Source organism: Sphingobacterium sp. UBA7625 (assembly GCF_002484085.1).
In the GTDB taxonomy this organism is placed as follows: domain Bacteria; phylum Bacteroidota; class Bacteroidia; order Sphingobacteriales; family Sphingobacteriaceae; genus Sphingobacterium; species Sphingobacterium athyrii.
On sequence record NZ_DLJD01000065.1, the window covers coordinates 1 to 23,154 of the forward strand.

25 protein-coding genes are annotated in these 23,154 nt (G+C 40.5%); 13 read left to right on the forward strand and 12 right to left on the reverse strand.

Going from position 1 to position 23,154, the window contains the following annotated elements; translation table 11 throughout:
* Positions 1-197: 197 nt before the first annotated feature.
* On the reverse strand, positions 198-1,976 hold the full coding sequence (locus tag B4G94_RS27405; protein WP_286863296.1) for an AMP-dependent synthetase/ligase: 1,779 nt from the start codon (positions 1,974-1,976) through the stop codon (positions 198-200).
* A gap of 283 nt (positions 1,977-2,259) precedes the next feature.
* Complete coding sequence (locus tag B4G94_RS27410; RefSeq protein ID WP_165307315.1) at positions 2,260-3,456, reverse strand: proline dehydrogenase family protein; 1,197 nt, start codon at positions 3,454-3,456, stop codon at positions 2,260-2,262.
* Between the two features lie 95 nt (positions 3,457-3,551).
* Between B4G94_RS27410 and B4G94_RS27415 the strand changes: the two genes are divergently transcribed.
* From B4G94_RS27415 to B4G94_RS27425, 3 genes are all read left to right on the forward strand, one after another.
* Positions 3,552-3,758, forward strand: coding sequence for an RNA-binding S4 domain-containing protein (locus B4G94_RS27415; RefSeq protein ID WP_104381458.1), 207 nt, complete (start codon positions 3,552-3,554; stop codon positions 3,756-3,758).
* Between the two features lie 50 nt (positions 3,759-3,808).
* Positions 3,809-4,876, forward strand: coding sequence for a 3-dehydroquinate synthase (gene aroB, locus B4G94_RS27420; protein ID WP_286863299.1), 1,068 nt, complete (start codon positions 3,809-3,811; stop codon positions 4,874-4,876).
* A 135-nt stretch (positions 4,877-5,011) separates the two neighbouring features.
* Positions 5,012-5,725, forward strand: coding sequence for a ThuA domain-containing protein (locus B4G94_RS27425; protein ID WP_286863301.1), 714 nt, complete (start codon positions 5,012-5,014; stop codon positions 5,723-5,725).
* Positions 5,726-5,885: 160 nt separating this feature from the next.
* Here B4G94_RS27425 and B4G94_RS27430 read toward each other — a convergent pair whose 3' ends face one another.
* Positions 5,886-7,772 (reverse strand): TonB-dependent receptor plug domain-containing protein, encoded by a 1,887-nt coding sequence (locus tag B4G94_RS27430; protein ID WP_286863303.1) that lies wholly within the window; start codon positions 7,770-7,772, stop codon positions 5,886-5,888.
* Positions 7,773-7,999: 227 nt separating this feature from the next.
* Complete coding sequence (locus B4G94_RS27435; RefSeq protein ID WP_286863305.1) at positions 8,000-8,947, reverse strand: zinc dependent phospholipase C family protein; 948 nt, start codon at positions 8,945-8,947, stop codon at positions 8,000-8,002.
* Positions 8,948-9,122: 175 nt separating this feature from the next.
* On the opposite strand from B4G94_RS27435, the gene B4G94_RS27440 reads away from it, so the two are divergent.
* Genes B4G94_RS27440 through B4G94_RS27450 form a run of 3 tightly spaced genes read left to right on the forward strand, consistent with a single transcriptional unit; the run spans position 9,123 to position 11,739 of the window.
* On the forward strand, positions 9,123-10,109 hold the full coding sequence (locus B4G94_RS27440; protein WP_104381463.1) for a glycosyltransferase family protein: 987 nt from the start codon (positions 9,123-9,125) through the stop codon (positions 10,107-10,109).
* A gap of 6 nt (positions 10,110-10,115) precedes the next feature.
* The gene (locus B4G94_RS27445) at positions 10,116-10,847 is read left to right on the forward strand and encodes an FKBP-type peptidyl-prolyl cis-trans isomerase (RefSeq protein WP_286863306.1); all 732 of its coding nucleotides are present in this window, start codon (positions 10,116-10,118) and stop codon (positions 10,845-10,847) included.
* Positions 10,834-11,739 carry an aldo/keto reductase gene (locus tag B4G94_RS27450; RefSeq protein ID WP_286863307.1) on the forward strand — a complete coding sequence of 302 codons (906 nt, stop codon included), beginning with the start codon at positions 10,834-10,836 and terminating at the stop codon, positions 11,737-11,739. The genes B4G94_RS27445 and B4G94_RS27450 overlap by 14 nt, the downstream gene beginning before the upstream one ends.
* A gap of 7 nt (positions 11,740-11,746) precedes the next feature.
* Here the strand turns inward: B4G94_RS27450 and kdsB are convergent, their stop codons facing one another.
* From kdsB to mazG, 4 genes are all read right to left on the reverse strand, one after another.
* Positions 11,747-12,490 carry a 3-deoxy-manno-octulosonate cytidylyltransferase gene (gene kdsB, locus B4G94_RS27455; RefSeq protein ID WP_286863309.1) on the reverse strand — a complete coding sequence of 248 codons (744 nt, stop codon included), beginning with the start codon at positions 12,488-12,490 and terminating at the stop codon, positions 11,747-11,749.
* Positions 12,491-12,569: 79 nt separating this feature from the next.
* On the reverse strand, positions 12,570-13,187 hold the full coding sequence (locus tag B4G94_RS27460) for a deoxynucleoside kinase (RefSeq protein ID WP_104381467.1): 618 nt from the start codon (positions 13,185-13,187) through the stop codon (positions 12,570-12,572).
* 15 nt (positions 13,188-13,202) lie between these two features.
* Positions 13,203-14,201, reverse strand: a complete 999-nt coding sequence (gene trpS / locus B4G94_RS27465) for a tryptophan--tRNA ligase (protein WP_108633667.1) — start codon at positions 14,199-14,201, stop codon at positions 13,203-13,205.
* 77 nt (positions 14,202-14,278) lie between these two features.
* Positions 14,279-15,091, reverse strand: a complete 813-nt coding sequence (gene mazG / locus B4G94_RS27470) for a nucleoside triphosphate pyrophosphohydrolase (RefSeq protein WP_286863311.1) — start codon at positions 15,089-15,091, stop codon at positions 14,279-14,281.
* 137 nt (positions 15,092-15,228) lie between these two features.
* Here mazG and B4G94_RS27475 point away from each other — a divergent pair, with 137 nt between their 5' ends.
* From B4G94_RS27475 to B4G94_RS27490, 4 genes are all read left to right on the forward strand, one after another.
* Positions 15,229-15,528: a hypothetical protein gene (locus B4G94_RS27475; RefSeq protein ID WP_165307301.1), complete on the forward strand. Its 300-nt coding sequence runs from the start codon at positions 15,229-15,231 to the stop codon at positions 15,526-15,528.
* Positions 15,529-15,568: 40 nt separating this feature from the next.
* A complete protein-coding gene (locus tag B4G94_RS27480) occupies positions 15,569-15,949 on the forward strand; it encodes a hypothetical protein (protein WP_286863312.1) in 381 nt (126 codons plus the stop codon).
* Between the two features lie 324 nt (positions 15,950-16,273).
* Positions 16,274-16,894 (forward strand): hypothetical protein, encoded by a 621-nt coding sequence (locus tag B4G94_RS27485; protein WP_146191019.1) that lies wholly within the window; start codon positions 16,274-16,276, stop codon positions 16,892-16,894.
* 180 nt (positions 16,895-17,074) lie between these two features.
* Positions 17,075-17,824 carry an SDR family NAD(P)-dependent oxidoreductase gene (locus B4G94_RS27490; protein WP_286863313.1) on the forward strand — a complete coding sequence of 250 codons (750 nt, stop codon included), beginning with the start codon at positions 17,075-17,077 and terminating at the stop codon, positions 17,822-17,824.
* A 66-nt stretch (positions 17,825-17,890) separates the two neighbouring features.
* Here the strand turns inward: B4G94_RS27490 and B4G94_RS27495 are convergent, their stop codons facing one another.
* The 4 genes from B4G94_RS27495 to B4G94_RS27510 all read right to left on the reverse strand — a co-directional run bounded on the left by B4G94_RS27495 (position 17,891) and on the right by B4G94_RS27510 (position 21,082).
* Positions 17,891-19,450, reverse strand: a complete 1,560-nt coding sequence (locus tag B4G94_RS27495; protein ID WP_286863314.1) for a sulfatase family protein — start codon at positions 19,448-19,450, stop codon at positions 17,891-17,893.
* Between the two features lie 231 nt (positions 19,451-19,681).
* Positions 19,682-20,263 (reverse strand): YdeI/OmpD-associated family protein, encoded by a 582-nt coding sequence (locus B4G94_RS27500; RefSeq protein ID WP_108633673.1) that lies wholly within the window; start codon positions 20,261-20,263, stop codon positions 19,682-19,684.
* A gap of 32 nt (positions 20,264-20,295) precedes the next feature.
* Positions 20,296-20,760, reverse strand: a complete 465-nt coding sequence (locus B4G94_RS27505; protein ID WP_108633674.1) for an SRPBCC family protein — start codon at positions 20,758-20,760, stop codon at positions 20,296-20,298.
* Position 20,761: 1 nt separating this feature from the next.
* The gene (locus tag B4G94_RS27510; RefSeq protein WP_108633675.1) at positions 20,762-21,082 is read right to left on the reverse strand and encodes an ArsR/SmtB family transcription factor; all 321 of its coding nucleotides are present in this window, start codon (positions 21,080-21,082) and stop codon (positions 20,762-20,764) included.
* A gap of 266 nt (positions 21,083-21,348) precedes the next feature.
* On the opposite strand from B4G94_RS27510, the gene B4G94_RS27515 reads away from it, so the two are divergent.
* The 3 genes from B4G94_RS27515 to B4G94_RS27525 all read left to right on the forward strand — a co-directional run bounded on the left by B4G94_RS27515 (position 21,349) and on the right by B4G94_RS27525 (position 23,132).
* Positions 21,349-22,008, forward strand: coding sequence for a hypothetical protein (locus B4G94_RS27515; RefSeq protein ID WP_286863316.1), 660 nt, complete (start codon positions 21,349-21,351; stop codon positions 22,006-22,008).
* 202 nt (positions 22,009-22,210) lie between these two features.
* On the forward strand, positions 22,211-22,627 hold the full coding sequence (locus tag B4G94_RS27520) for a type IV pilin protein (RefSeq protein WP_286863317.1): 417 nt from the start codon (positions 22,211-22,213) through the stop codon (positions 22,625-22,627).
* Position 22,628: 1 nt separating this feature from the next.
* Positions 22,629-23,132, forward strand: a complete 504-nt coding sequence (locus B4G94_RS27525) for a hypothetical protein (RefSeq protein ID WP_286863318.1) — start codon at positions 22,629-22,631, stop codon at positions 23,130-23,132.
* The last annotated feature ends 22 nt before the right edge of the window (positions 23,133-23,154 follow it).

Here is a 23,154-nt window from a genome sequence, read left to right on the forward strand (position 1 = left end):
TCTGCAAAACGACGGACAAATTCTACCGCAATAGACTTCATCAACACGGGATCCATCTGGTGGTTGATGAAGTTATCTACTTTGAGTATGCCCCCAGCGAGGCTTTTGCCGTCATTAAGGATTCTATCCTTTAATAATTTCATGTGATACTTTTTATTGATAATTGCGAAAATACATTAAAGTAGGAGTGATTGAGATCAATCGGTCTCCATCTGATATAGATTATTGAATTCTTCCTGATGATGTTCGAGAATGACTTTACGTTTCATTTTTAATGTCGGCGTCAGTTCGCCATTTTCAACCGTGAATTCATCTCTTAGAATAATAGGTTTTTTGATTTGTTCCCAGTTGCCGAAATGCTGATTGGCGCGACGCACTTCCTGATTCACCTTTTTGATAATGACTGGATTTGTCAGAAAGTCCTCTTTGGTCATATCGGCGAGTTCAGGTGCGTCATTTTTGGCCCAATCCAATAAGTGAGCGTAATTGGGCACAATAAAGGCAGAGGCGAATTTCATGCCATCACCGATAACCATGGCCTGTTCAATAAATTTGGATTCGACAAGTTTTGTTTCAATAGGTTGTGGAATCACGTACTTGCCACCGGATATTTTGAACATTTCTTTTTTGCGGTCTATGATTTTCAGGAATTTCTCGTCTTCCCATTTGCCGATATCGCCGGTATGCAACCATCCATCAATAATGGTTTTGTCAGTCTCAGCTTTATTTTTGTAATATCCTATCATCACATTGGGTCCTTTGACCAATATCTCTCCGTCCTCGGCGAGTTTGATTTCTACAAAGCGCACGGGTAGCCCGACTGTACCAATACGGACTCCTTTCATGTAATGGTTGACAGAGATCAAAGGCGAAGCTTCGGTCATGCCATATCCTTCGTATAGCGGAATACCTGCCGCCAAAAACGCTCTTGTCAGCCTGTTATGTAATGATGCTGATCCTGAGGCGACAGTCAAGAGTTCGCCACCGAGTGCTTCATACCATTTATTGAGCACAAGTTGTTTGGCTAGTTTAAGCTTCATTGTATAAGCGAAACTTCTTTTTGCGGGATTCGGATCATATTCTTCCGCAACGGTTACTGCCCAATCAAATATTTTTCTTTTGAATCCGGTGAGTTCATGTCCCGTTTTCATGATTTTTTCATAAACCTTCTCAAGAATACGGGGAACCACAGTCATGATATGCGGCTTTACTTCTTTTAAATTATCACCAATTTTGTCAAAAGATTCGGCAATATGTATGGTAAAGCCTAAGTACATGTAAGTATACAGTACCATTCGTTCATAAGCGTGACAGGGAGGTAGAAAAGTGAGACCCCGGTCGTATACTTTACATGGAGTAATTTCAGCTGCACCAAGTACGTTCGAAAAAATATTATTATGGGAGAGCATGACACCTTTTGGCTTTCCTGTGGTGCCGGAGGTATAGATCAGTGTCGCCAAATCGTCAGGCTTGATCTGATCACGCAATTGCGTTAATTTTTCATCTGGACAGTCGCCCCCTAGGTCGTTGAGCTCATTCCAGCTTCGTGTAGACTCCTGATCGGAAATACAGAAGATATATTTTAAGGTATAGATCGATGTGGTCAGGTTCATCAAACGGTCAAATAAGCCCTTATTGCTAACGATACAAACCCTGATTTCAGCATCATTAAAAATGTACTGATAATCAGCGTCCGTAATATTGGGATAGATGGCGACAACTACCGCACCGATTTGTTGAATTGCGAAATCTATGATATGCCATTCAATACTGCTGCCCGCGATAAGACCAACCTTTTCGTTAGGTTTGACGCCAAGCTCAATCAGTCCTTTGGAAAGATTGTCTACTTTTTTAAGAAAATCAGCCGTTTTGATATAGTTCCACTTGCCATCCAGTTTATGTGCAAACATGTCAAGATCGGGATATTTGCTGATCTGATGACGGGCAAGATCAAATAATCTAAGTTTTTCCTCCATTTCAAATATATATACTTTGTATCCCGTGGGGACACCTTCTTCCTATGAACTTTATTTTAAGGGAAAAGTTTGCAAACATAAATAATTGTTTCAATAATTGAGAATCAAGTTGTAATTAGCACACTTCGATACGGTAGACTGGAAAGCAGTTCTATTTCAGCTCTTCGCAAGCTCTTGGGAGTAGGGGAGCCGTGACGCTATCCGGATTTGCGAAATAACGAGGATCTATTGCAGGTTAAAAAAGGCAGAATTTAATGGGAAGCAGTAAAAGAAAAGCTAGTCGTTATCGACGACTAGCTTTTCTTCTTTGTTTTTCCTTGATCAAAAGCCCGAGCTCCCGGCCTGTGGCTCCGGCAACAGAGGTATTTTCCTGTGCTCTTCGGAAGAGGTATGGCATAACAGCCTTCACTGGTCCGTAAGGCATGTATTTGGCAACATTATAACCATGTGCAGCCAAGTTGAAACTCAAATTGTCTGACATTCCTAAAAGTTGTGCAAAATAAATACGGTCTGAAGATCTGTCGATACCACGTCTGTCAATTTCCTTGGCCAATAACATGCTACTGTCTTCGTTGTGCGTGCCAGCCATCAGTCCAAAGCTATCCAAGTGGTCCAGTATAAACTCAATTGCATCATTATAGTCTCTATCAGAAGCCGCTTTATTCGGTTGGATCGGGTCTGCATACCCCATTTGATTGGCACGGGCACGTTCGATTTCCATATAGGCACCACGTACAATTTTTGCTCCCATATGGAAACCCCTTACCTTGGCATATTCAAAATCAGCTTTTAAAGAAGCTAATTTATCGCTGCGGTACAGTTGATAGGTATTATAGACAATAGGTTTTTCCATATTGTATTTCTCCATCATCTCGCGAGCGATATCGTCAATAGCATCCTGGATCCAGGAATGCTCGGCATCGACCAAGACCTTTACCCCAGCTTCGTGACAGGCTTTACAGATGCGGTCCGTACGATCCAACATACGTTGGTATTCAGCTTGTTCCGATGTTGTTAATGTTTCTTTTGCATTCACCTTCTCGAACAATTCAAAACGACCTAATCCTGTTGGCTTAAAAACTGAAAATGGGATGTATTTATTTTTGCTTGCAGCAATGACCGTACGTAACACTTCATCACAGCAGGCATCAAATGCACTTTCTGTCTCTTCACCTTCAACTGAATAGTCCAGGATGGTTCCGACGCCATTTTCACCCAATTCATTGATCGCTGTTTCGCAACCCGCGATGGTTTCTCCTCCACAAAAATGTTTGAAGATTGTACTTCGGATGATACCTTGGATCGGCAGTCCAATATTCAGCGCAAAGTTGGTCATGGATGGACCTACTTTTGTCAAAAAGTTATTCGCTATTATTTTGAATAACCAATACGCTCTTTCTAAATCCTTATCGCTTTTACTTTTAAAAGCAATCTCTGTATTATCAAAGGACAATGTTCTGGGCTCAGAATTCTCAATCATAATCTTTATTTGCAATAAGGCAAATGTAGCAATTTAGTAAACATTAAAACGATGATTATTCTTGTATTCCTCGCTTAAACCACTATTTTTGTGAAATGCAAGAATTTAAAATCGAAGGGGAATATATACAGCTTATTCAGTTACTCAAAGCTTTAAATTGGGTGGAGCATGGTGCTATGGCTCAGTGGGTTGTTGCTGAGGGCTATGTGAAGTATAACGGTCAGGTAGATTATCGCAAAAGACTGAAATTGAAGCCCGGGGATGTTGTTGAATTTGATGGGATGGAAATAAAATTGGTGTAATATTAAACAATATTGGTAAATAGAAAACTTAAACCTTAAAGAATCGTAGAATGGAAGTCATAGAAAGTTTGGGCTATCAGGTATATTTTGATGATACGTTGGTCTCACTGGAGACGTTTTTATCGGAACGCAAATATTCAAAAATTATCGTTTTGGTAGATACCAATACCTTAGACAATTGCTTGCCTTTGTTTCAACAGGCCTTACCTAATTTAACGAACTATGACGTCATAGAAGTAGATCCGGGCGAAGAGAATAAAAATATAGATTTTTGTATTGGCGTGTGGCAGAATATGCTTGATTTTGGCGCTGACAGGCATTCGTTGCTGATTAACCTTGGTGGCGGTGTCGTCACCGACATGGGCGGTTTTGCAGCATCCACGTTTAAACGCGGAATGGACTTTATTCAGATTCCGACCACCTTGCTTTCGCAGGTAGACGCCTCCGTAGGGGGTAAGACGGGGATTGATATGGGTAATGTGAAGAATATTATCGGGACATTTGCACAACCACAGGCCGTATTTATTTCGAGTCAATTTTTAAAAACATTGGAACAACGGCAATTGATCTCTGGGTTTGCCGAAGTTATTAAACATGGGCTGATCTTTGACCGGGATTACTACAACCATGTAAAAACATTAGCTATTACTCAAGTAGACAATACACTGGTGAAGCATTCTGTTTCCATTAAAAATAAAGTGATTTTAGACGATCCCAAAGAAAAAGGTATTCGCAAGATCCTCAATTTCGGACATACAATTGGCCATGCCATTGAAGGATATTCGTTGCTGAATGACCGTAAGCCTTTGCTGCATGGGGAGGCAATAGCTGTGGGGATGATCTGTGAAGGTTATCTTTCGCATAAATTGAATGGACTTTCGTTGGATGAATTAAATGACCTGATTGCTACTTTCAGAAGATACTTTGACGATTATTCGTTTAGTCCCGCCATAGATACAACTTTGTTGGATTTGATGCGCAATGATAAGAAAAACTTGTCTAATCAGATCGGTTTTGCACTACTTGATAAGATTGGTAGCTGTCAGTATGATATTTTCGTCTCTGAGGAAGATATTATCGAAAGTCTTGATTTCTATCGGGAGCTAACAGCACGATAAAATTTTGAAAAAGCCGTGTACGGGGAGAGTACATGGCTTTTTCTATTATCAAATAACTTTTAAATGCATGAAAAAGTGCAGTGATTCAAACTTGTAGAAAACCTAAACTAAAATTTAATAATAACCAACTATATCATGAATAAATTCTTCATTTTTCTGTTTTTCTTTTTTGCGGTGAGCATGACCGCCATTGCACAAAAAAGGGTGCTGATTTTTAGTAAAACGCAAGGGTTTAGACACAGTAGTATCGAAAAAGGTGCTCAGGTGCTGAAACAATTGTTGGACAAGGAAAAGATTGCCTCTGATCATTCCGAAGATGCGGCTCTTTTTACGGATCAAGGATTAAAAAAATACGACGCGGTCATTTTTTTAAGTACCACAGGTAATATTTTGGACGACACGCAGCAAGAAGCGTTTGTCCGTTATATTCAATCAGGCAAAGGCTTTGTGGGGATCCACGCGGCAACGGATACCGAATATGATTGGCCTTGGTATAACGGTTTGGTGGGAGCCTATTTTACCTCACATCCCGCCGTACAGCAAGCAAAGATAGATGTTCTCGACAGGAAACATGCGGCCACCAAACATCTTGATCCCGTCTGGCAGCATAAGGATGAATGGTACAATTTTAAAGATGTCAAAGATGATTTACACGTGTTGATGAACTTGGACGAGAAAAGTTACAATGGCGGAAAAATGGGGGATAAACACCCGATTTCCTGGAGTCAGGATTACGATGGCGGAAAAGTTTTTTATACAGGACTCGGGCATACGGAAGAATCTTATGATGAGCCCAAATTTCAAAAACACGTGATCGGCGGCATCTTATCTGTACTTCCCAAAAAATAGTATGGTCACCATCGACGATTAGTGTTTCGTTTTTAGGGATTTAAAGAAATATGCCCCTTAAATAACTGTTTTTTTAAGGGGCATATTATGTATATAAGCTTTTATTTCGCTGGAAGTACCTTGGTTTCTTCTTTAGCGTTTTCCTCTTTATAAGATAGGTCTAGTGCTTGAATTTATATTTCGCTCCAAGACTAAACCATCTTCCCGGCATTGGTACCGCGGCGGCTTCAATATAACTCTTGTCAAAAATATTTTGTATATCTGCAAAAACAAGAAGGTCAGCAAACTGATAGGAAGCTCTTAAATCGGCAATAAAATAGTTTTTATAGCTGATCCGCTCGTTAAAACGATTGGCTGTTGTCAGCATCCAGTTTTTATGATTTACCGTAAAATTAACTATAACCTGATGTCTTAGATTTTCGATCGCATATTTGGAACGGAGTCCGTCTTCAATTTTAATTTTAGGATTCAGGTAGTTATAACTCACTGTCGTGTAATATCGGGTGGCAGCCGAGGGATCGCTGAGTTGGTAGCGGAAAGATGTATTGAAGCCATCGACTGTGTTCTTGCCAATATTGGAAGGTTTCCAGGGAACTACAGTTCCTTCAGCAACGGCACCGTCGGTTTTTTGCCAGTCTATGAAATCATTTATATTTCGGTGGAAATAGCTTGCCTGAGCAACAATACGATTCGATAAATACTTGATGCCACCTTCAATCTGGTAGGCATTTTCCGATGTCAGGTCCGGGTTTCCGATATTAGCCGTTTGATTGGTATATAGGTCCGTAAATGACGGAATGCGTTGAGCGGATCCTGCACTGAAGACAAATTTCCAGCGTTCGGTTATCGCGTAGCCTAAGTCAAGTCCGGGGAACACTTGCCATCCGAACTTGGAATTGTAATTTACATACGCTCCCGCATTAACCATGAGTTTGCTGATCGCTTCGGTCTTAAATTCGAGGTAACCGCCGTAATTTTCCCGATTATGTGAGCCAATCGCCGTGCTATTGATTCGTTCAAATCTGCTTTCCAGTCCAATTCCAAAGGAGCCATAATGCTTTTCCAAAGCAGCATTTACCTCAGCTCCGAAGACGTTGCTATAATGTTTTGATCGTCCTTTGGTCGTTTCCTTTCCCAAATACCAGTATTCGTCTTCGTTGTATCGGTTGCTGAGCCTCGGGCTGATTGAAAATGCAGGACTCAGCTGATGTTTCGACTGTATAGATGAAAATGCTGTTTTAACTTGCTCATAAGCTTCTTTATCTGTCGGGGCAGCATAATATCCATTGGCACCAAACTGATTGTCAATGTAGCCAAAGTTTGCTTTTATTTGATTGGATTCATTTGGCTGGTAGGTGCCGTCATAATACAATTTGTTGTTATTGGAGGCTGTATTGTAACGCTGGCCATTGGAATCTTCATGGCCGAGATAGAGACCATGACTTGTACGCCCGTTGTTGTACTGTGCCGCCAGTTGGGCTCCTTTTCCATAGTATTTGCCCGAGCTGGCCTGTTCATTGCCTTTAAATGAAGAACCGCCATAAGCCTGTGCGGTAATCAGATTGGATTCCACTTTTTTGGTCACGATATTGATTGCACCGGTCAGGGCATTTATACCGTAGATACGCGAAGCCGGTCCCCGGATGATTTCAATACGTTCAATCGCTTCCACAGGTACGGGTAGATTCATGTTATGGTGTGCACTCTGTGGGTCCGTAATTTTTACACCGTTCAATAGTATAGCTGTTTGTTCAAATGAACCACCATCTATACTAATATCTGCCTGCGAGCCAAATGGTCCTCTCTGCCGCACATCTACGCCCGGAATATTCGTTAACAGCTCGTTGATCGAACGGTTGGGAAGGCGCTGAATATCTTCCTGTGTAAGGATCTGTATATTCTTACTTTGTTTCGAGAAGGGAATCTGAAGTCTATTCTGATTGATAACAACCTCATTCAATGCTGTTGTATCTTTTACCTGTGCAAAGGAGGTGCCCACAGTCAGCACGATAGCAAGTTTTGTTAACGCAGTTTTCTTATTCAACATGATTTATCTAGTTGCCCTATTAAATCCGAACTAATTGAAAGTAAGGTGGAGCTATAAGTTCGCATCATTACTTTTAATTAATCTGCACCAGCCCGTTTTCGTGTCATTCTAAAATTACGGTCGGGCCATTCATAGGTTTTATGCCGCAAAACTAGTGCAGTTGAATAAGAAAGTAAATAGTCCGGTATCAATATAGTGTGTAGTCCGGTTGTATTTATCTGCTCGGATTACATCCATTCTTCTCGGCCAATTGGTTTTTTATCCTTGATGATAATGCTATCTGCCTTATTTTCGAATTTTATCGTTGTGGAAAGCTCGGGTTGTCCGGATTCAATCCAGGCAGAATACCAGTACGAAGCTACGCGCAGGATCGTTCTGCGCATTCTTCGTTCCACCATTCCGTTCAAAGCCTGATGGTAAGCCTTTGCATAATCGTCCGAATAGGTCCATAATAACTGATTGTTTCGCTCAATAAACGAGTTTTTTTGTGAAGCTTTAAATTGTTTGTTGAGCAAAGACTCCATATGAAGTACAGAGTCAACGAGTAGGTTACTCTCACGGACAATATTCCATGCTTCACTTAGGGGATCCTCGATATAAATCGCCTTTCCGACGAGGAGGTTATAGCTGTCGGCGAACATTTCGGGTAATCGGCTTTCCCAAAAAGCATGAATGCCGATCTGACCGGTTAATTGTCCGTTGTAATTTTTGGTTGTATGTAGCGGAACGTGGGCATCGGCGATATAATGTCCAAGATCTGCCGAATGCTTGATGATTTTGTCGTAGTCTTTCGAGTGGAAAGCTTTTACAAGTTTGAGATAAGTAAAGTGGATCTGCCAGGGGACGATACCATTTTTGAGTAGCTGTCTTTCTTGGAATTTCTCTTTCGCCTGTGACCAATGGATGGGTATTGAATCTATTTGTCGATCTTCCCGATAATCTTCAACGTCTATAAAATGCCGTGGTCCTTCCGCACTGTCGATAAAACAACGTTTATCGGGATCAACAGCTTTCTCTGTAATCAGATCGATATTGGGTTTGTAAAACTTTGCCAATTTTGCAGGGAGTGCAAAAACTGCATAATGGTTAATTTTTTTATGTGCAAAAAATCCCCAGGAACTAAATGTGAGCAGAGCCACAATGGAAAGTGTCCAAAGGAGAGGAGACTTTATCATAGTAAATTGGTTGTTAAATAATTGTTGGTATTAAATATACGCAAAAAGAAGGTAAATGTGTGTTAACTGGATTGGTTTATTGTGTTAATTTATATTTTCTTAACCCAACGAAACAATAAAATAATATTGAAATTCGTTAAAATTCATTAATTTGCCGACACAAAATACAGTCGTTATGAAGATATTGTATGCCGTACAAGGGACCGGTAACGGACATCTAAGCCGTGCTATGGATATTGTTCCCTGTTTGAAAGCCTTAGGAGAAGTGGATGTTTTGGTCAGTGGGATTCAGGCGGATCTTTCGTTGCCTTTCGAAGTCAAGTATCGCTTTCATGGTTTAAGTTTCATATTTGGAAAATCCGGGGGGGTGGATCTGTGGAAGACTTTTATGAGCTCAACCATACGTAAATTTACCAACGAGATCAAGAGTTTGCCGATCGAAGATTATGATTTGGTTATAAATGATTTTGAGCCCATTTCGGCCTGGGCTTGTCATTCTAAAGATCTCCAATGTATTGGACTGAGCCATCAGATCGGTGCCTTGGACCCCGCAAGCCCTAAACCAGAAGAAAGTGACATGTTAGGGAAGTTTATTATGAAAAATTATGCTCCCGCAACGCATTCTTATGGCTTTCATTTTAAAAGATATGCCAAAAATATTTTTCCGCCAGTTATCCGCAATGCTGTTCGCGATCTAAGTGTTACGGACGAGGGGCATTATACGGTTTATTTACCGGCCTACGATGATGCACACTTACTGAAGCATTTAATGAAATTTCCTGATGTGAAGTGGGATGTATTCAGTAAGCACAATTCAAGACCGTTTGAAATGAAGAATGTGACCATAAGACCCATCAATAACCAGGCTTTTATTGATAGTATGGCATCTTCTTCAGGAGTTTTATGCGGTGCGGGTTTTGAAACCCCCGCAGAAGCCTTATATTTGAAAAAGAAACTGTTGGTCGTCCCAATGAAAAATCAATATGAACAGCATCTGAATGCCGCGTCATTGGAAGAAATGGGCGTACCGGTAATTTCGAGTTTAAAACAGAAAAATATGCTAGCCATAGAAGCTTGGCTAAACAGTAAATCAAGGGTTGAAGTTGATTACCCTAATATAACACAGGAAATTATTGAAGAAATTGTGCAAAAGCACCGTTAAGTAAACATGAAATACATCGCATTAGCCCTATTGTCTCTGACAACCGTGACTGGATTTGCCCAGCAGAAAAAAAAGACCAGTTCGGTCAGAAAAAAAACGACGGCAACAAAAACTGGTTCAACCAATGTGTTAACTAGCAAAGCTGACTCCGTATCGTATGCATTTGGTATGGATATCGGAAAATCACTGAAATCTACTGAAGTAGACTATTTAAAAGCTGATGTTATCGCAAAAGCAATTACCGCTACTTTAAAAAACGAGAAAACCTTATTGGAAGATGGACAAACAAGAGAGGTTATCCAGAAAGCCATTATGGACATACGGGCTGAGAAAGAGGCCATAAGTCGCGCCCAAGAAGATAAGTTCTTTGCTGAAAATGCAAAAATAGCTGGGATGAAAACAACAGCCGAAGGAATTCAGTATCTTGTATTAAATCAGGCAGAAGGTGCAAAACCTAGCACCAATGACGAAGTTACCGTACATTATAAGGGAACTTTATTGAACGGGAAACAGTTTGACAGTTCTTATGATCGCAATGAGCCATTAAAACTATCGTTGGGTCAAGTGATTAAAGGCTGGCAAATTGGCATTCCATTGATGTCAAAAGGGGCTAAATATAAATTTTTTATACCAAGCCGACTAGCTTATGGTGAAAGAGCTACGGGTGAGATTCCAGCCAATAGTACCTTGGTGTTTGAGGTGGAATTGCTTGATTTCAACACAAATGAAACAACGTAAATTAGGTAACAGTGGCCTGATGGTTTCGGAAATTGGTTTGGGCTGTATGTCGTTAAAAAGCAATCAGCCCAAGCAATCCAAAGATATTATCCAAAAGGCTTTCGATATAGGGATTACATTTTTTGATACAGCGGACCTTTATGACAAAGGTCAAAATGAGATGGCTGTCGGTGAGAGTGTACAGGCTTTTCGCAAACAAATTGTATTAGCCAGTAAGGTAGGTAATCTCTGGCGGGCGGATGGCTCGGGCTGGGACTGGAAAGCATCAAAAGATTATATTGTCAAAGCTATTGAAGGGTCTCTTTCACGATTGAAAACAGATTACATCGATCTCTATCAGCTGCATGGCGGTACTATTGATGATCCGATAGATGAAATAATTGAAGCTTTTGAATTACTGAAGAAGCAAGGGAAGATCCGTGCCTACGGACTGTCGTCCATTCGTCCTAATGTCATTAAAGAATTTCTGTCAAAATCTGCAATTTCGTCGGTCATGATGCAATATAATCTCCTGGACAGAAGGCTCGAGGAGGAGATGGATACATTGTTGACTGCGAACGATGTGTCTATTCTGGCCCGGGGCACATTGGCAAAAGGACTTTTAGTAAATAAACCTGTGGAACCTTATCTTCAATATACGTCGGGAGAGGTGTCACATCTGCTCCGTAACCTGGACAAGATGGTGAAACAATCAGGAAAAGACAGAACGACTGAAGCTTTATCCTACGTACTTTCCAATGCTGCCGTAGCGACGGCGGTGGTAGGGGTGAGCACCAGACTACAACTCGATGAATTGACGGCGACAAAACAGCAGCTTGCCCAATTGAATGCGCAGGACAAAAAGAAATTATTGGACGGAGTCCGGTCTTTGCTGTATACCGAACACCGGTAGGTCGCAATTATTTGTTAAAAAATAACTTTAAAATCTTATCAAGATCTTCTTTCGTGTCCACAGCAACAGTTTCATGTGTGGTCACTGCGGTTTGTATTGCATACCCGTTTTCTATCCAGCGTAACTGTTCAAGTGCTTCAGCTTCCTCAAGACCCGAGACTGGTAGCTGGGTCAATGCCCTTAACGTATCCACTTTGTAGGCATAAATTCCAATATGTTTGTAGAATTTCTGCTTCTCAAGCCATTGCTCCTGATTAACTCCTCTTAAAAAGGGGATCGTTTGCCTGCTGAAATAGATGGCTTCACCGGAGACGTTTCGGACAACTTTTGGAATATTCAGATTGAACAATTCTTCCGATGTTTTGATCTCTTTTACTAAAGTCGCTATTTTGGTCTGTGGATTTTCAAAACAAGCTGCAAGTAAATCAATTTGTTCAGGGTTAATAAAAGGCTCGTCACCCTGAATGTTGATGACAACATCATACTCCTGATCATGGCTGATGACTTCGGCACAGCGGTCTGTACCCGATTGATGCGTTTCGGAGGTCATAACCACATTACCGCCAAAAGAGCGTACTTCGGATGCGATACGTTGATCGTCTGTGGCGACAATTACTTTGGTTATTTTTTTTGATTTTTTTACCTGCTCGTAGACCCGTTGGATCATGGTCTGACCTTCAATATCAACCAACGGTTTGCCGGGAAATCTACTGGAAGCAAATCGCGCTGGAATAATGCCTAAAAATTTCATGATACTTTGCGAATTTTTACGTATTAAAAAGCCTGTAAATGGATGATTTTACAGGCTTTTGTCTATTTGTTTTCTGCGATTATTCAAACAACCCGAATAATTCAGCTTCTATTTTTTGTATAATGCCACCTAGATCTTCGGGGTTAGAAGTAAAGTCAAGGTTATCCTTGTCGAGGATCATCACTTTTCCTTCTTTATAATTATTGATCCATTTGTCATATTTATCATTCAGTTTAGATAAATAATCCAATCGGATTGCTGATTCATAATCACGCCCTCTTTTTTGAATATTGTTTACCAAAGTAGGGACAGAGGCTTTCAGGTAGATCAGCAGATCTGGTGGTTTAATGTAATGAATTATACTTTGGAAGATGTTGCTATAGTTTTCAAAGTCACGTGCACTCATTAAGCCCATATCATATAAGTTTTCAGCGAAGATATAAGCATCTTCATAGATCGTGCGATCTTGGATCATATCTATGTTTGTTTCCTGAAGCTTTACAATGTGTCTAAAGCGACTATTTAAGAAGAAAATCTGAAGGTTGAAGGCCCAACGTTTCATGTCTGAATAAAAATCTTCCAGATAGGGATTATTGTCTACCGCCTCAAATTGAGGCTCAAATTTGAAATGACTCGCCAATAATTCCGTTAGCGTTGTTTTTCCAGCACCTATATTTCCTACGATAGCTATATGCATATTCTCTTTCCTTATTTAATAAAATCTTTTGATACCAATGATCTCACGCACTTCTTTCAGTGTTTTGCGAGCAGACTCTCCCGCCTTTTCAGCGCCTAATTTTGCAACTTTTGCGATATAGGCATCGTCGTTTGATATATCCTCGATACGTAGGCGTACATCATTTGTTGCCAATACCATATCTTCTGCCAATTGCTTCTTGAAATCGCCATAACGAATCTCACATTTATTATAAAGCTCATCAAAGTGCTGTAATGTGTCAGGCGTAGAAACTACTTTCATTAAATCAAATAGATTTTGGATTGCTTCAGGTTTGGCCTGGTTCATTTCAGTCGGACCTGAATCAGAAACGGCACGCATTACCTTTTTGCGAATGGCATCAGCGCTATCTGAAAGGTAGATACAGTCGGCTTCACCATTGGATTTGCCCATTTTGCCCTGTCCGGCTAATCCCGGTATTTTAACCAATTTGTCTGAATAGGAAAAAGCAAAAGCTTCTTTAAAATAATCGACATTATATAAACGGTTAAAGCGATTGCCAAATGTACGCGTCATTTCCAGATGTTGTTCCTGATCTTTGCCGACAGGAACTTTCGTTCCGTGGTGAATCAGGATATCGCAAGCCATCAATACTGGGTACGTGAGTAAGCCGGCATTGACATTGTCCGGATTGCTGCGTACTTTGTCTTTAAACGCGGTAGCTCGTTCAAGCTCACCTAAATATGCATTCATATTCATGTAAAGGTAAAGCTCAGCAACTTCCGGAACATCAGACTGGACGTAGATGGTTGATTTTTCAGGGTCGATTCCAGCCGCCAAATATTCAACGATAACTTGACGTACAGTTCCCTGGAGGCCATGTGGTGTAGGGTGTGTCGTCAACGAATGTAGATCCGCAATAAAAAAAAAGCAATTATATTCATTTTGCATTTTCACAAAATTGCTCAATGCGCCATAGTAATTTCCTAAATGTAATTTTCCGGTACTTCTGATACCACTAACAACTGTTTCCATATTCCTGCGAATTTACGGATAAATTTGACAAAGTAGAATTAAATTCCATGAGTCGCCCACCTTTTAATGGATAGTTGTTATTTTTTTAATTTTTTGGCCTCATTCCAATAAACGTCCATTTCTTCGAGACTCATATCCTGAAGTTTTTGATCGTTTTCGGCAGCCCTCTGCTCCAAATAGGTAAACCTTGCGATGAATTTCTTATTGGTGCGTTCCAACGCATTTTCAGGGTTGATGCCGATGTGTCTGGCATAATTAATTAACGAGAATAAGAGATCTCCAAATTCGCATTCAGCTTTTTCGCGGTCAATAGCCTCGGTTGTTTCGATATTGAATTCTGTTTTAAATTCAGCAAGTTCTTCTTCAACTTTTTCCCATACTTGTCTTTTATCTTCCCAGTCAAAACCCACACCTCTTACTTTATCCTGAATGCGATAGGCTTTGACAAGGGCAGGTAGTCCTTTTGGGACACCTGCAAGAACAGATTTATTGCCCTCTTTCAGCTTGATCGCTTCCCAGTTGGATTTGACTTGATCTTCCGTGTTTGCACTTGTGCCGGCATAGATATGAGGATGGCGCGTAATGAGTTTATCACAGATTGCATTCAGGACGTCAACGATATTAAATTGCCCTTCTTCTTCTGCTATGCGGGCATAAAATAGGAGGTGCATTAAGACATCGCCGAGTTCTTTTTTTATTTCGGGATAATCCTGTTCTAGGATGGCATCCGTCAACTCGTAGAGTTCTTCCATCGTTAGATGACGTAGCGATTCCATCGTCTGTTTCTTATCCCAGGGACACTCGAGTCTCAAGGTGTACAGTACATCAAGTAAACGCTGGAAAGCAAGTTGGGGTGTATGTTGATAAGCCGGAGCTGCTAGATTTGCCATATCATATTTCGTTTTGGTTCCACAAAAATAGAAATATGATCTTGAATAAACTATTTGAAATTGAGGAAAACAAAAACGGTTAAATAATCGTTTTATAATAAAAATGGTGATAACGGTTAAACAAAGAAGATTCAGTTATGGAAAGAATGCATGGGTATTCCTCAGCTAGTGTAGCATTGGCAAAGTTAAGTGATATGGGCTATACAATAGATTACAACATCGAATTTGATGATCTATTGGCAGATGCAGACCAGTTTAAAATTGATTATTTGTTTCGTTATGAAGGGGCCTCAGATCCGGACGATGAATCTACCGTATATGGCATAAGTAGAAATTCTGGGGAAAAAGGCGTTTTTGTGGCCGGTAATTTATCTTTGATTGAGGGCAAAAAACGGGACATTCTGCTACAGCTTGAACTTAAAGAAAGAGAGCATTAGCAATACGCAATAAAAATGACGACTATTTAGCACATAAGCAATGGAAGGGAATAGTTTTACAGAATCAGAAAGGCTCAGAGAACTTAAGACCTGGGCCTTACGTCGCGATGGAAAACCCCTGGATGGCGGGTATTCCGATTTAAACGCTGATCGTCATCTGCAAGTGTACCGCAATGAAGCGCTCAACTTAATGAAGGCAGGAGCTTACAACAGGGGCACGGGGCTTTTTGAGTCTTATGTTGAACGTCATTATCCGCAAGAGCTGGAGAAACTCATTGGTAAATTGGAACGAAGTTACGATAGTCTTGAAAAGTTCAGTCCTGACTTGCTCGAAGAAGGGTTTTATAACCTCGTTTTGGGTGATCTTCCGCTCACGATGAAAGGAACGATAGTAGTGTTGTTACGTGCAAAGGAGTCGTAATTTCCTTCCATTTACAATAATGATCAAGATGCAGATATGCGTAGTTCACCAAATTGGTTATTGAAGCAGTCTTACGGCGATATCTGGGTAGATATGCATCAAACGGCATTAAATAATATTTATTATCCGGATCGGATACTCTGATTTGGCAAAATTTTTGTTGTGAACTATCACGGTAAGGGGATACTGAAAATCAATATCCTCTTTTTTGACGCTAAATTTATTTGTGAACTATTAACCAATTTCTAAATTATAAATCATATGATTTTATACATCGGTATTTTTGTAGTGATTGTGGCAGCCTGTGTTTTTATCTCTATCATTATGATGAAAAAACAAAAAGAGACCGCCCGAAAGTATGAAGGAGAGGCCGGGATTGCTTTAGCCTCTGGGGTAAAGGATGAGTTGTTGGGCCAGGAGTTTCAAGAACTAAGCAAGCAGATGAATGGTGCACCGATTGAGGCGTTTACACAGTGTGCATACATTGCGACGGTCGGGGATAAAGTAGCTTCGGCTGCGAAAACAGCCGCTAAGACAGTGGCTTGGGCGGCTGTAGGGGTCAAAGCACGTTACCACGAGCGAGACAATGCATCTTATCTTGTCCTTAGCAATAATGAATTGCATTATGTCTTTTTTGATGACGGCGAAGCAAAGGACCATTTGGTCTTTGACCATGAAACGTTATTGAATGCCCGGCCTGCCCAGATCAGTAATTCGGAGAAAGTTACCCGGATGGGATCTATCATGGGATTGAAACCGAAAAAGATGCATCTTGACATTAATGGAAACGGGCTTGATATAATCTATTATGGTGCTGTTCAGCGAATGCCAGATGGCATGATATCTCCGGGCCCGGGTATGTTTGAAACGCAGTCAAAACTTCAGTTGATGGGTCGTTTTTTTCTGAACCGACTGTATCAAAAATATCCCCAGCTCCAAGATTAAAAACACTTAGCGCTAAGGTAGTATAGCTCCATTGTTCGTAGCAATGGAGCTATTTTTTTGCCTATGTTGAATGCCGCGGGAATGTCATTTAAGTTTCTTTTTTTTGTTTTTTTGGGGCGCAGTTTGGACAGATTGCGTTAAAATTTTGGTAAATTGTATATGTCATAAAATTTATATACTATGGATATTTTAGCAGATAAAGTTGCTTTGGTGACAGGAGCTGGCTCCGGTATAGGGTTAGCAGTTGCTTTGGCATACGCAAAAGAAGGAGCGAAAGTAGTGGTGTCGGATATTAATGAGCAGGCTGGCCTGGATGCGGTGCAACAGATTAAAGCATTAGGAGCTGAGGCCGCTTTTTATAAAGCAGATAGTTCATTGGCGGAAGATAATGAAGCCTTGGTGCGTTTTGTAGTAAACACCTATGGGAAATTGGACATTGCCTGTAATAATGCGGGTATCGGAGGTGAGGCAGCATTGACTGGAGACTATAGTTTGGATGGTTGGAAAAAGGTGATTGATATTAATTTCAATGGCGTATTCTATGGCTGCAAATACCAGCTTGAGGCCATGGAGGCAAATGGTGCTGGCATTATTGTCAATATGGCTTCGATTCATGGCACAGTTGCTGCTCCTATGTCAAGCGCTTATACGGCGGCAAAACATGCTGTGGTAGGCCTGACTAAAAATATAGGAGCAGAATATGGTCAGAAAAATATTCGTTGCAACGCAGTAGGCCCCGGATATATCGATACGCCCCTGCTCAAAAATTTGGATGAGGAGCACGTTCATGCGTTGATTAGTAAACACCCTATTGGTCGTTTAGGGAAGGCCGAAGAGGTGGCGGAACTAGTGCTGTTTCTGAGCTCCGAAAAGTCATCTTTTATGACCGGTGGTTATTATTTGGTTGATGGCGGTTATACTGCAGTTTAATTACACGATAGATATGCAAGGAAGCGGAATTGTCCATGGAGACAGTTCCGCTTCTTTATAATGAACCTATTTTTCGATCAGATTTTCTTTGCGTAATTGTTGTTGAAATACCGGCCGATTTTCATCATCGTCACCCGCTTCGGTTTTCAGTTTAACGAGTTTCTTTTTTAAGCGACTAATTTCTTTTGCATATTGCTTGTCATGGATTGCATTATGTGTTTCCATCGGGTCTTTTTGCAGGTCGTAAAACTCCCAAGCTGCTGCTGTAGACTTTTTGTCGCTGCCGGTCATTTCCAGCGGCTGGCCATAAAAATAAATCAGTTTGTAACGTTCATCACGCACACCCAGGTGGGCGGGACGTATGGGGTCATGTTGCCAATAACGGTAATACATGGAAGAGCGCCAACTACTTGGCGTATTTCCTTTCAGATTTTTACGAAAGCTTTCTCCTTGTATGTAAGACGGCTTTTTTATGCCGGCATAATCCGCGAATAATGCAGCGAAGTCAATATTTAAAACCATATCATTCAGCTTACTGCCAGCCTTTATTTCTTTGGGATAACTGATGATGAAAGGCATGCGTAGCGACTCTTCGTACATGAGGCGTTTGTCCATAAAATTATGTTCGCCCAAAAAATACCCTTGGTCAGAGGAAAGGATGACAACCGTATTTTCGTCTAGTTTGGCCGCTTTTAGATAGCGCATGATTTTTCCGAGATTGTCATCGATGCCCGCCACACAACGCAGGTAATCCTTCATCAATTTTTGATAGATTTTTTTTCGTGCGTCGATCGCACTCATCCCCTTGGTAGAGAAGGGAAGATCAGGGTAGGAGGTCCAGAAAGGTCCTGTTGAGGCTAGCTCATAACGATGGCCAAGTTCTTCAAGTGGCTGGCCTTCAAAAGACCTCCCTGTGGTTGTTGCGCCAGAATCCAAAAATGTTGCTGGATAAGGAACTTCAATATCCTGGTATAAGTCCTTGAACCTGTCAGCAAAGTCAAAGGGCTCATGCGTTGCTTTGTAATGGCAAAGCAAAAAGAAAGGCTTTTCCGGATTGCATTTGGATAACCAGTCAAGACTCAGGTCTGTCGTGATGTCATCGACATAACCCTGATAGGGAGTGCCAGCCTCTTCATTGTCATTCCAGTTATCTTTGGATAGAAATGTAGGGTTGTGATAAACACCATGTCCCGGTAATACGTTGTACTCATCAAATCCCGACGGTCTGTTTTTGAGATGCCATTTTCCAAAAACAGCCGTTTGATAACCTGCATGTTGCAAGTCTTTGGCGATATTTTCTTTATTAGGGTCTAATGCATCATCAAGGGTATATACCTTGTTTTTGTTGCTGTACTGTCCGGTAAGAATAGCTGCCCGGCTCGGCGTGCAAATGGAGTTTGTACAGAAAGCATTGTTCAGTATCGCACCCTGTCTGGCAAGGCTTTCGATATTTGGATTTTTTACAATATCTTTTAAAATTCCGCCATAAACACCCCATGCTTGCGCCGTGAAGTCGTCGGTCAGTATAAAGACAATATTTGGACGTGTTTTGCTATTGATTTGTTGCTGGGCCTGTGTCAGGAATGGCAGTAGGCCACAGATGAACAGGAAAATTTTTTTATTCATGTTACGCTCCTTGTGTAAAATTAAGTGTTTTAATGCAGTCGTACGGGATGTACCGATAGCACGCATAGTGGTTTAGACGCTGTTTCACAACGCAGATCAAAGTTATCAAATTTTGCTCATATTATATGCTACAATCACCATAAGTTCACTTCCCATGTTGAGCCTATCTTTCTGGACAGAACCTATGCAGTCAGCTGTAATATTACATTGCTTGCCCAGCGTATGGCATTTTTAATCGTCTATACCTTTTCCATCCAAAATGTGTTGATAGTACTTTTCGATTCTTGATTCACGTGTTTTTGCTTGTTTTGCCTGATTGAAATAAAATAAATATCCTTTCTGACGGCCCGGGGTTAAAGATGAAAAAGCAGCTTTAAGTTCTTTATCCTCATTTAAGGCTCTTGCGAATTCGTCTGGAATCGGATAATCTTCAGTCTTTCGCATAATGACTTTTGCTCCGGATTTTTCAACGGTTATGGCCTCTTGGATATAATCAGCTATTGTCTCGCTCAGGTTTATAATTTGTTCAATACTGGTAAATCTCAACTGTCTGCCGGACTGCACGTTTTCAGTTTGTTGAATTAATAGTTGTTTTGGATCTTTTAGCAGCACGCCTTTGTGAAATAATAAGGCGCAGTAATCTTTAAATCCATGGATCAGGACAACATTCTTCCCCTCAAAGGTATAGCAAGGGTGCATCCATTTGTAATCTTCCACGAGAGCCTTGTTTTCGGTGACAATTTTCCGTAATAAATTAAATTCTTCGTTCCATCTCGAGGCATTTTCGAAGAAATGTGCTGCTTTTAGGTTCATTTTGTTGCTTTGGTTTAGTGAAAATTTTAGGTTTATGCGAGTTTGGACACCATATCCTGAAGTCTGTTATGCGCCATATTGATACCCTGAGCGAAAGGCATCCGGAGGAGCTGGTCACGAAACTCAATGGATTGAAAGACAATATGCATGATCAGTTTGCTGCTCGTGTCGGTTATCTTTTCGAAGTTTAGGTATTCTAATTGGACGGGGAAGGGAGTACCTTCCATTTCAAAAGTTCTAGTGATTTTCTCGTTGGGTATAAATTCGTGTATCGTTCCGTTGGCTTTGAAGGCGACCATATTGTTGTGGAAGGTTTCAAAAGCAAAAGAGCCATGTCGTTTATTCTCCCATTTTGACACCTTGGTCCCCATCCATTGCTCGAAGATTTCAGCTTCTTCATAAGCTTTGAATAGCAAATGAAGGGGTAAGTCAAATTCTCTGGTAATCAAAATTTCCTGTTTACCATCTTCGGCATGGATTTTTGTTTTCTTTTCCATTTTATTTGTCTTTATAGTTTTTCATAATTTCTTCCAATTTATTAAAACGGTCATCCCACATGCTACGGAACGGCTCTATAAAATCTGCTATTTCTTTCATTTTAGGTGCGTTGAGCTGGTAGTAAATTTCACGGCCATTTTGTTCAGATTTAAGCAGTTCACATTCACTGAGTATCTGCAAGTGCTTGGACACAGTCGGTCTTGCGGTATCAAAGTTTGCGGCAATAGCCCCTGCCGTCATTGATTGCGAAGCCAAAAGAAGAAGTATTGCCCTTCTCGTTGGGTCCGCAATGGCTTGGAAAACATCTCGTCTTAAATTCATTATGAAGTTATTTAGCTACAAATATATGTGTCGCTATTTAACTACGCAAGTTTTTTTTATTTTTTTATGTGATATATGGGAGTTATTTGTCAATTATAAAATCAATAACAATGCTATTGCATAGGTTTAACTTGGAAATAGGTCGCCGAAATACGAATAGAAGTTAAACTTCAACGAATTTAAAATAGTCATGGGCGAATTGGAATTCAATAAGAGATTTGAAGAGATTAGTTTTAATTTAGAGCGATAAATTATACGATAATATTATGAATGCAAATTTATCTTATATTAAAAAGTTAACTGTTCTGGCAACAAAAACCTTATTTAAGTGCTATTTGTTAGCTATTCTGTCAACAGTATTGTACCTCATAGTCGGATACCTACTGCTCAGAAGCAATGCAGATGGTGCCTTCTTTTCAATGAACGGCTCCGTACAGACCGTTGGAAAATTCCTCTGGTTGACCGGATTGATCCTTTTACCGATACTTCTTTTCTTATTTAGCAATAAATATGTTTTCTCGACGGTGGCCGGTAAGGTAGTGGAGGAAAGACAGGATGATCTTATCATACCAGCATTGGACAAAGTACTATTGGTTTTTCAATCCAACCAGCCTGACCTCGTTCAAAATGCGGGTGATTATACTTTTGCGAAACTCAAGTTGATCAACGAAGTGAAAAATACAAAGATTGAAAATCCATGGATCAAGCGCATTGTGGTGTTTGGCTTGAACAAGATAAGCTTTGACAGCTTAGATCTCGACAATAATAATAACTTTTATGATATTGTGAAGTCCAAATTTATTGCTGTATTGGAAATGCTGACAGAGGCTGACAATAGACCTTTTTGGATCTGTATCGCTATTCAATGGCTGATTGTTCTGTTTGTTTGGTTTTCTGGTTCGGATGCATCTTTGGTAAGCAGATAAATTGACTGTGAATGATGTATAAAATGTTTTTAGCGAAAATAGGACATGGCAAAGTTGTCTGCCGAATCGGGCGGGAGCGTCGAAAATATTAAGTACAATCGCATATAAACACAAAGTCTCCAATCATTTTGATTTAATTATAAGAGTTAAACGAAAATATTTATATTAGCACTACCTAAATGGATTGGGGTTGAAAAGTGTTATGAAAAGATTTTTAAAAAAACGATTAAAGGCGTATAGCCTGACCGAAATTTTGGTCGTCATGGTGATTATTGGTATTCTGGTGTTATTAGCACTGCCAAACCTGATGCCTTTGATTACCAAGGCAAAAAGTACGGAAGCTAAAGTGCAGCTCCAGCATTTACAGACATTACAAAAAAACTATTTCTTTGAAAAGTCCAAGTACAGTGGTAATCTGGATGAAATAGGTTTTGTTCAGGAAAAACTGAGCACTGACGGAAAGGATGGTAAAGCCAATTACAGAGTCGAAATTGTCCGCGCAGATCAAAATACATTTTTGGGTCGTGCGACAGCTGTTGTCGATTTTGATGGGGATGGTACCTTCAATGTATGGGAAATTGACCAGGATAAAAATTTAAAGGAAGTAACGGCGGATTAGGATGTGGTGGGATATCGCCATCTGCATAAGCCTGTTGTACGTCGCCTATCAGGATTTTAAACAGCGCGCTGTAAATGTGGTATTATTTATTGTTTTAGCGCTGTTGTTACTCGGGTTGAATCTCTCGGTGGGATTTTGGGAGGACAAGTATCCGCAGATGCTGGCCAATATTCTGTTTTTGGTTCTTCAGTTAGGAGTGATCTTAGTTTATTTTCGGATCAAAACGGGCAGATGGGAACAGATAATGGATCGCAAGCTTGGTTGGGGTGATATCGCTTTCTTAGGTTGCCTGACCTTATATATGCCATTTTTGAGCTTTTTCATATTTTATGCGAGTAGTTTATTTTTGGTACTGTTGGTGACATTGATCCGAAAGAATTGGCGCAACCCTGATAAGGGAATACCGTTGGCTGGCTGCCAGGCCCTTCTTTTTATGGGGTACTTTATTGTCGAAAGAACGGGATGTATAATATGGGAACAGACGTTTCAAAAGCTGTTTTCCTAAAATTGAAAGAAAAGTATATACA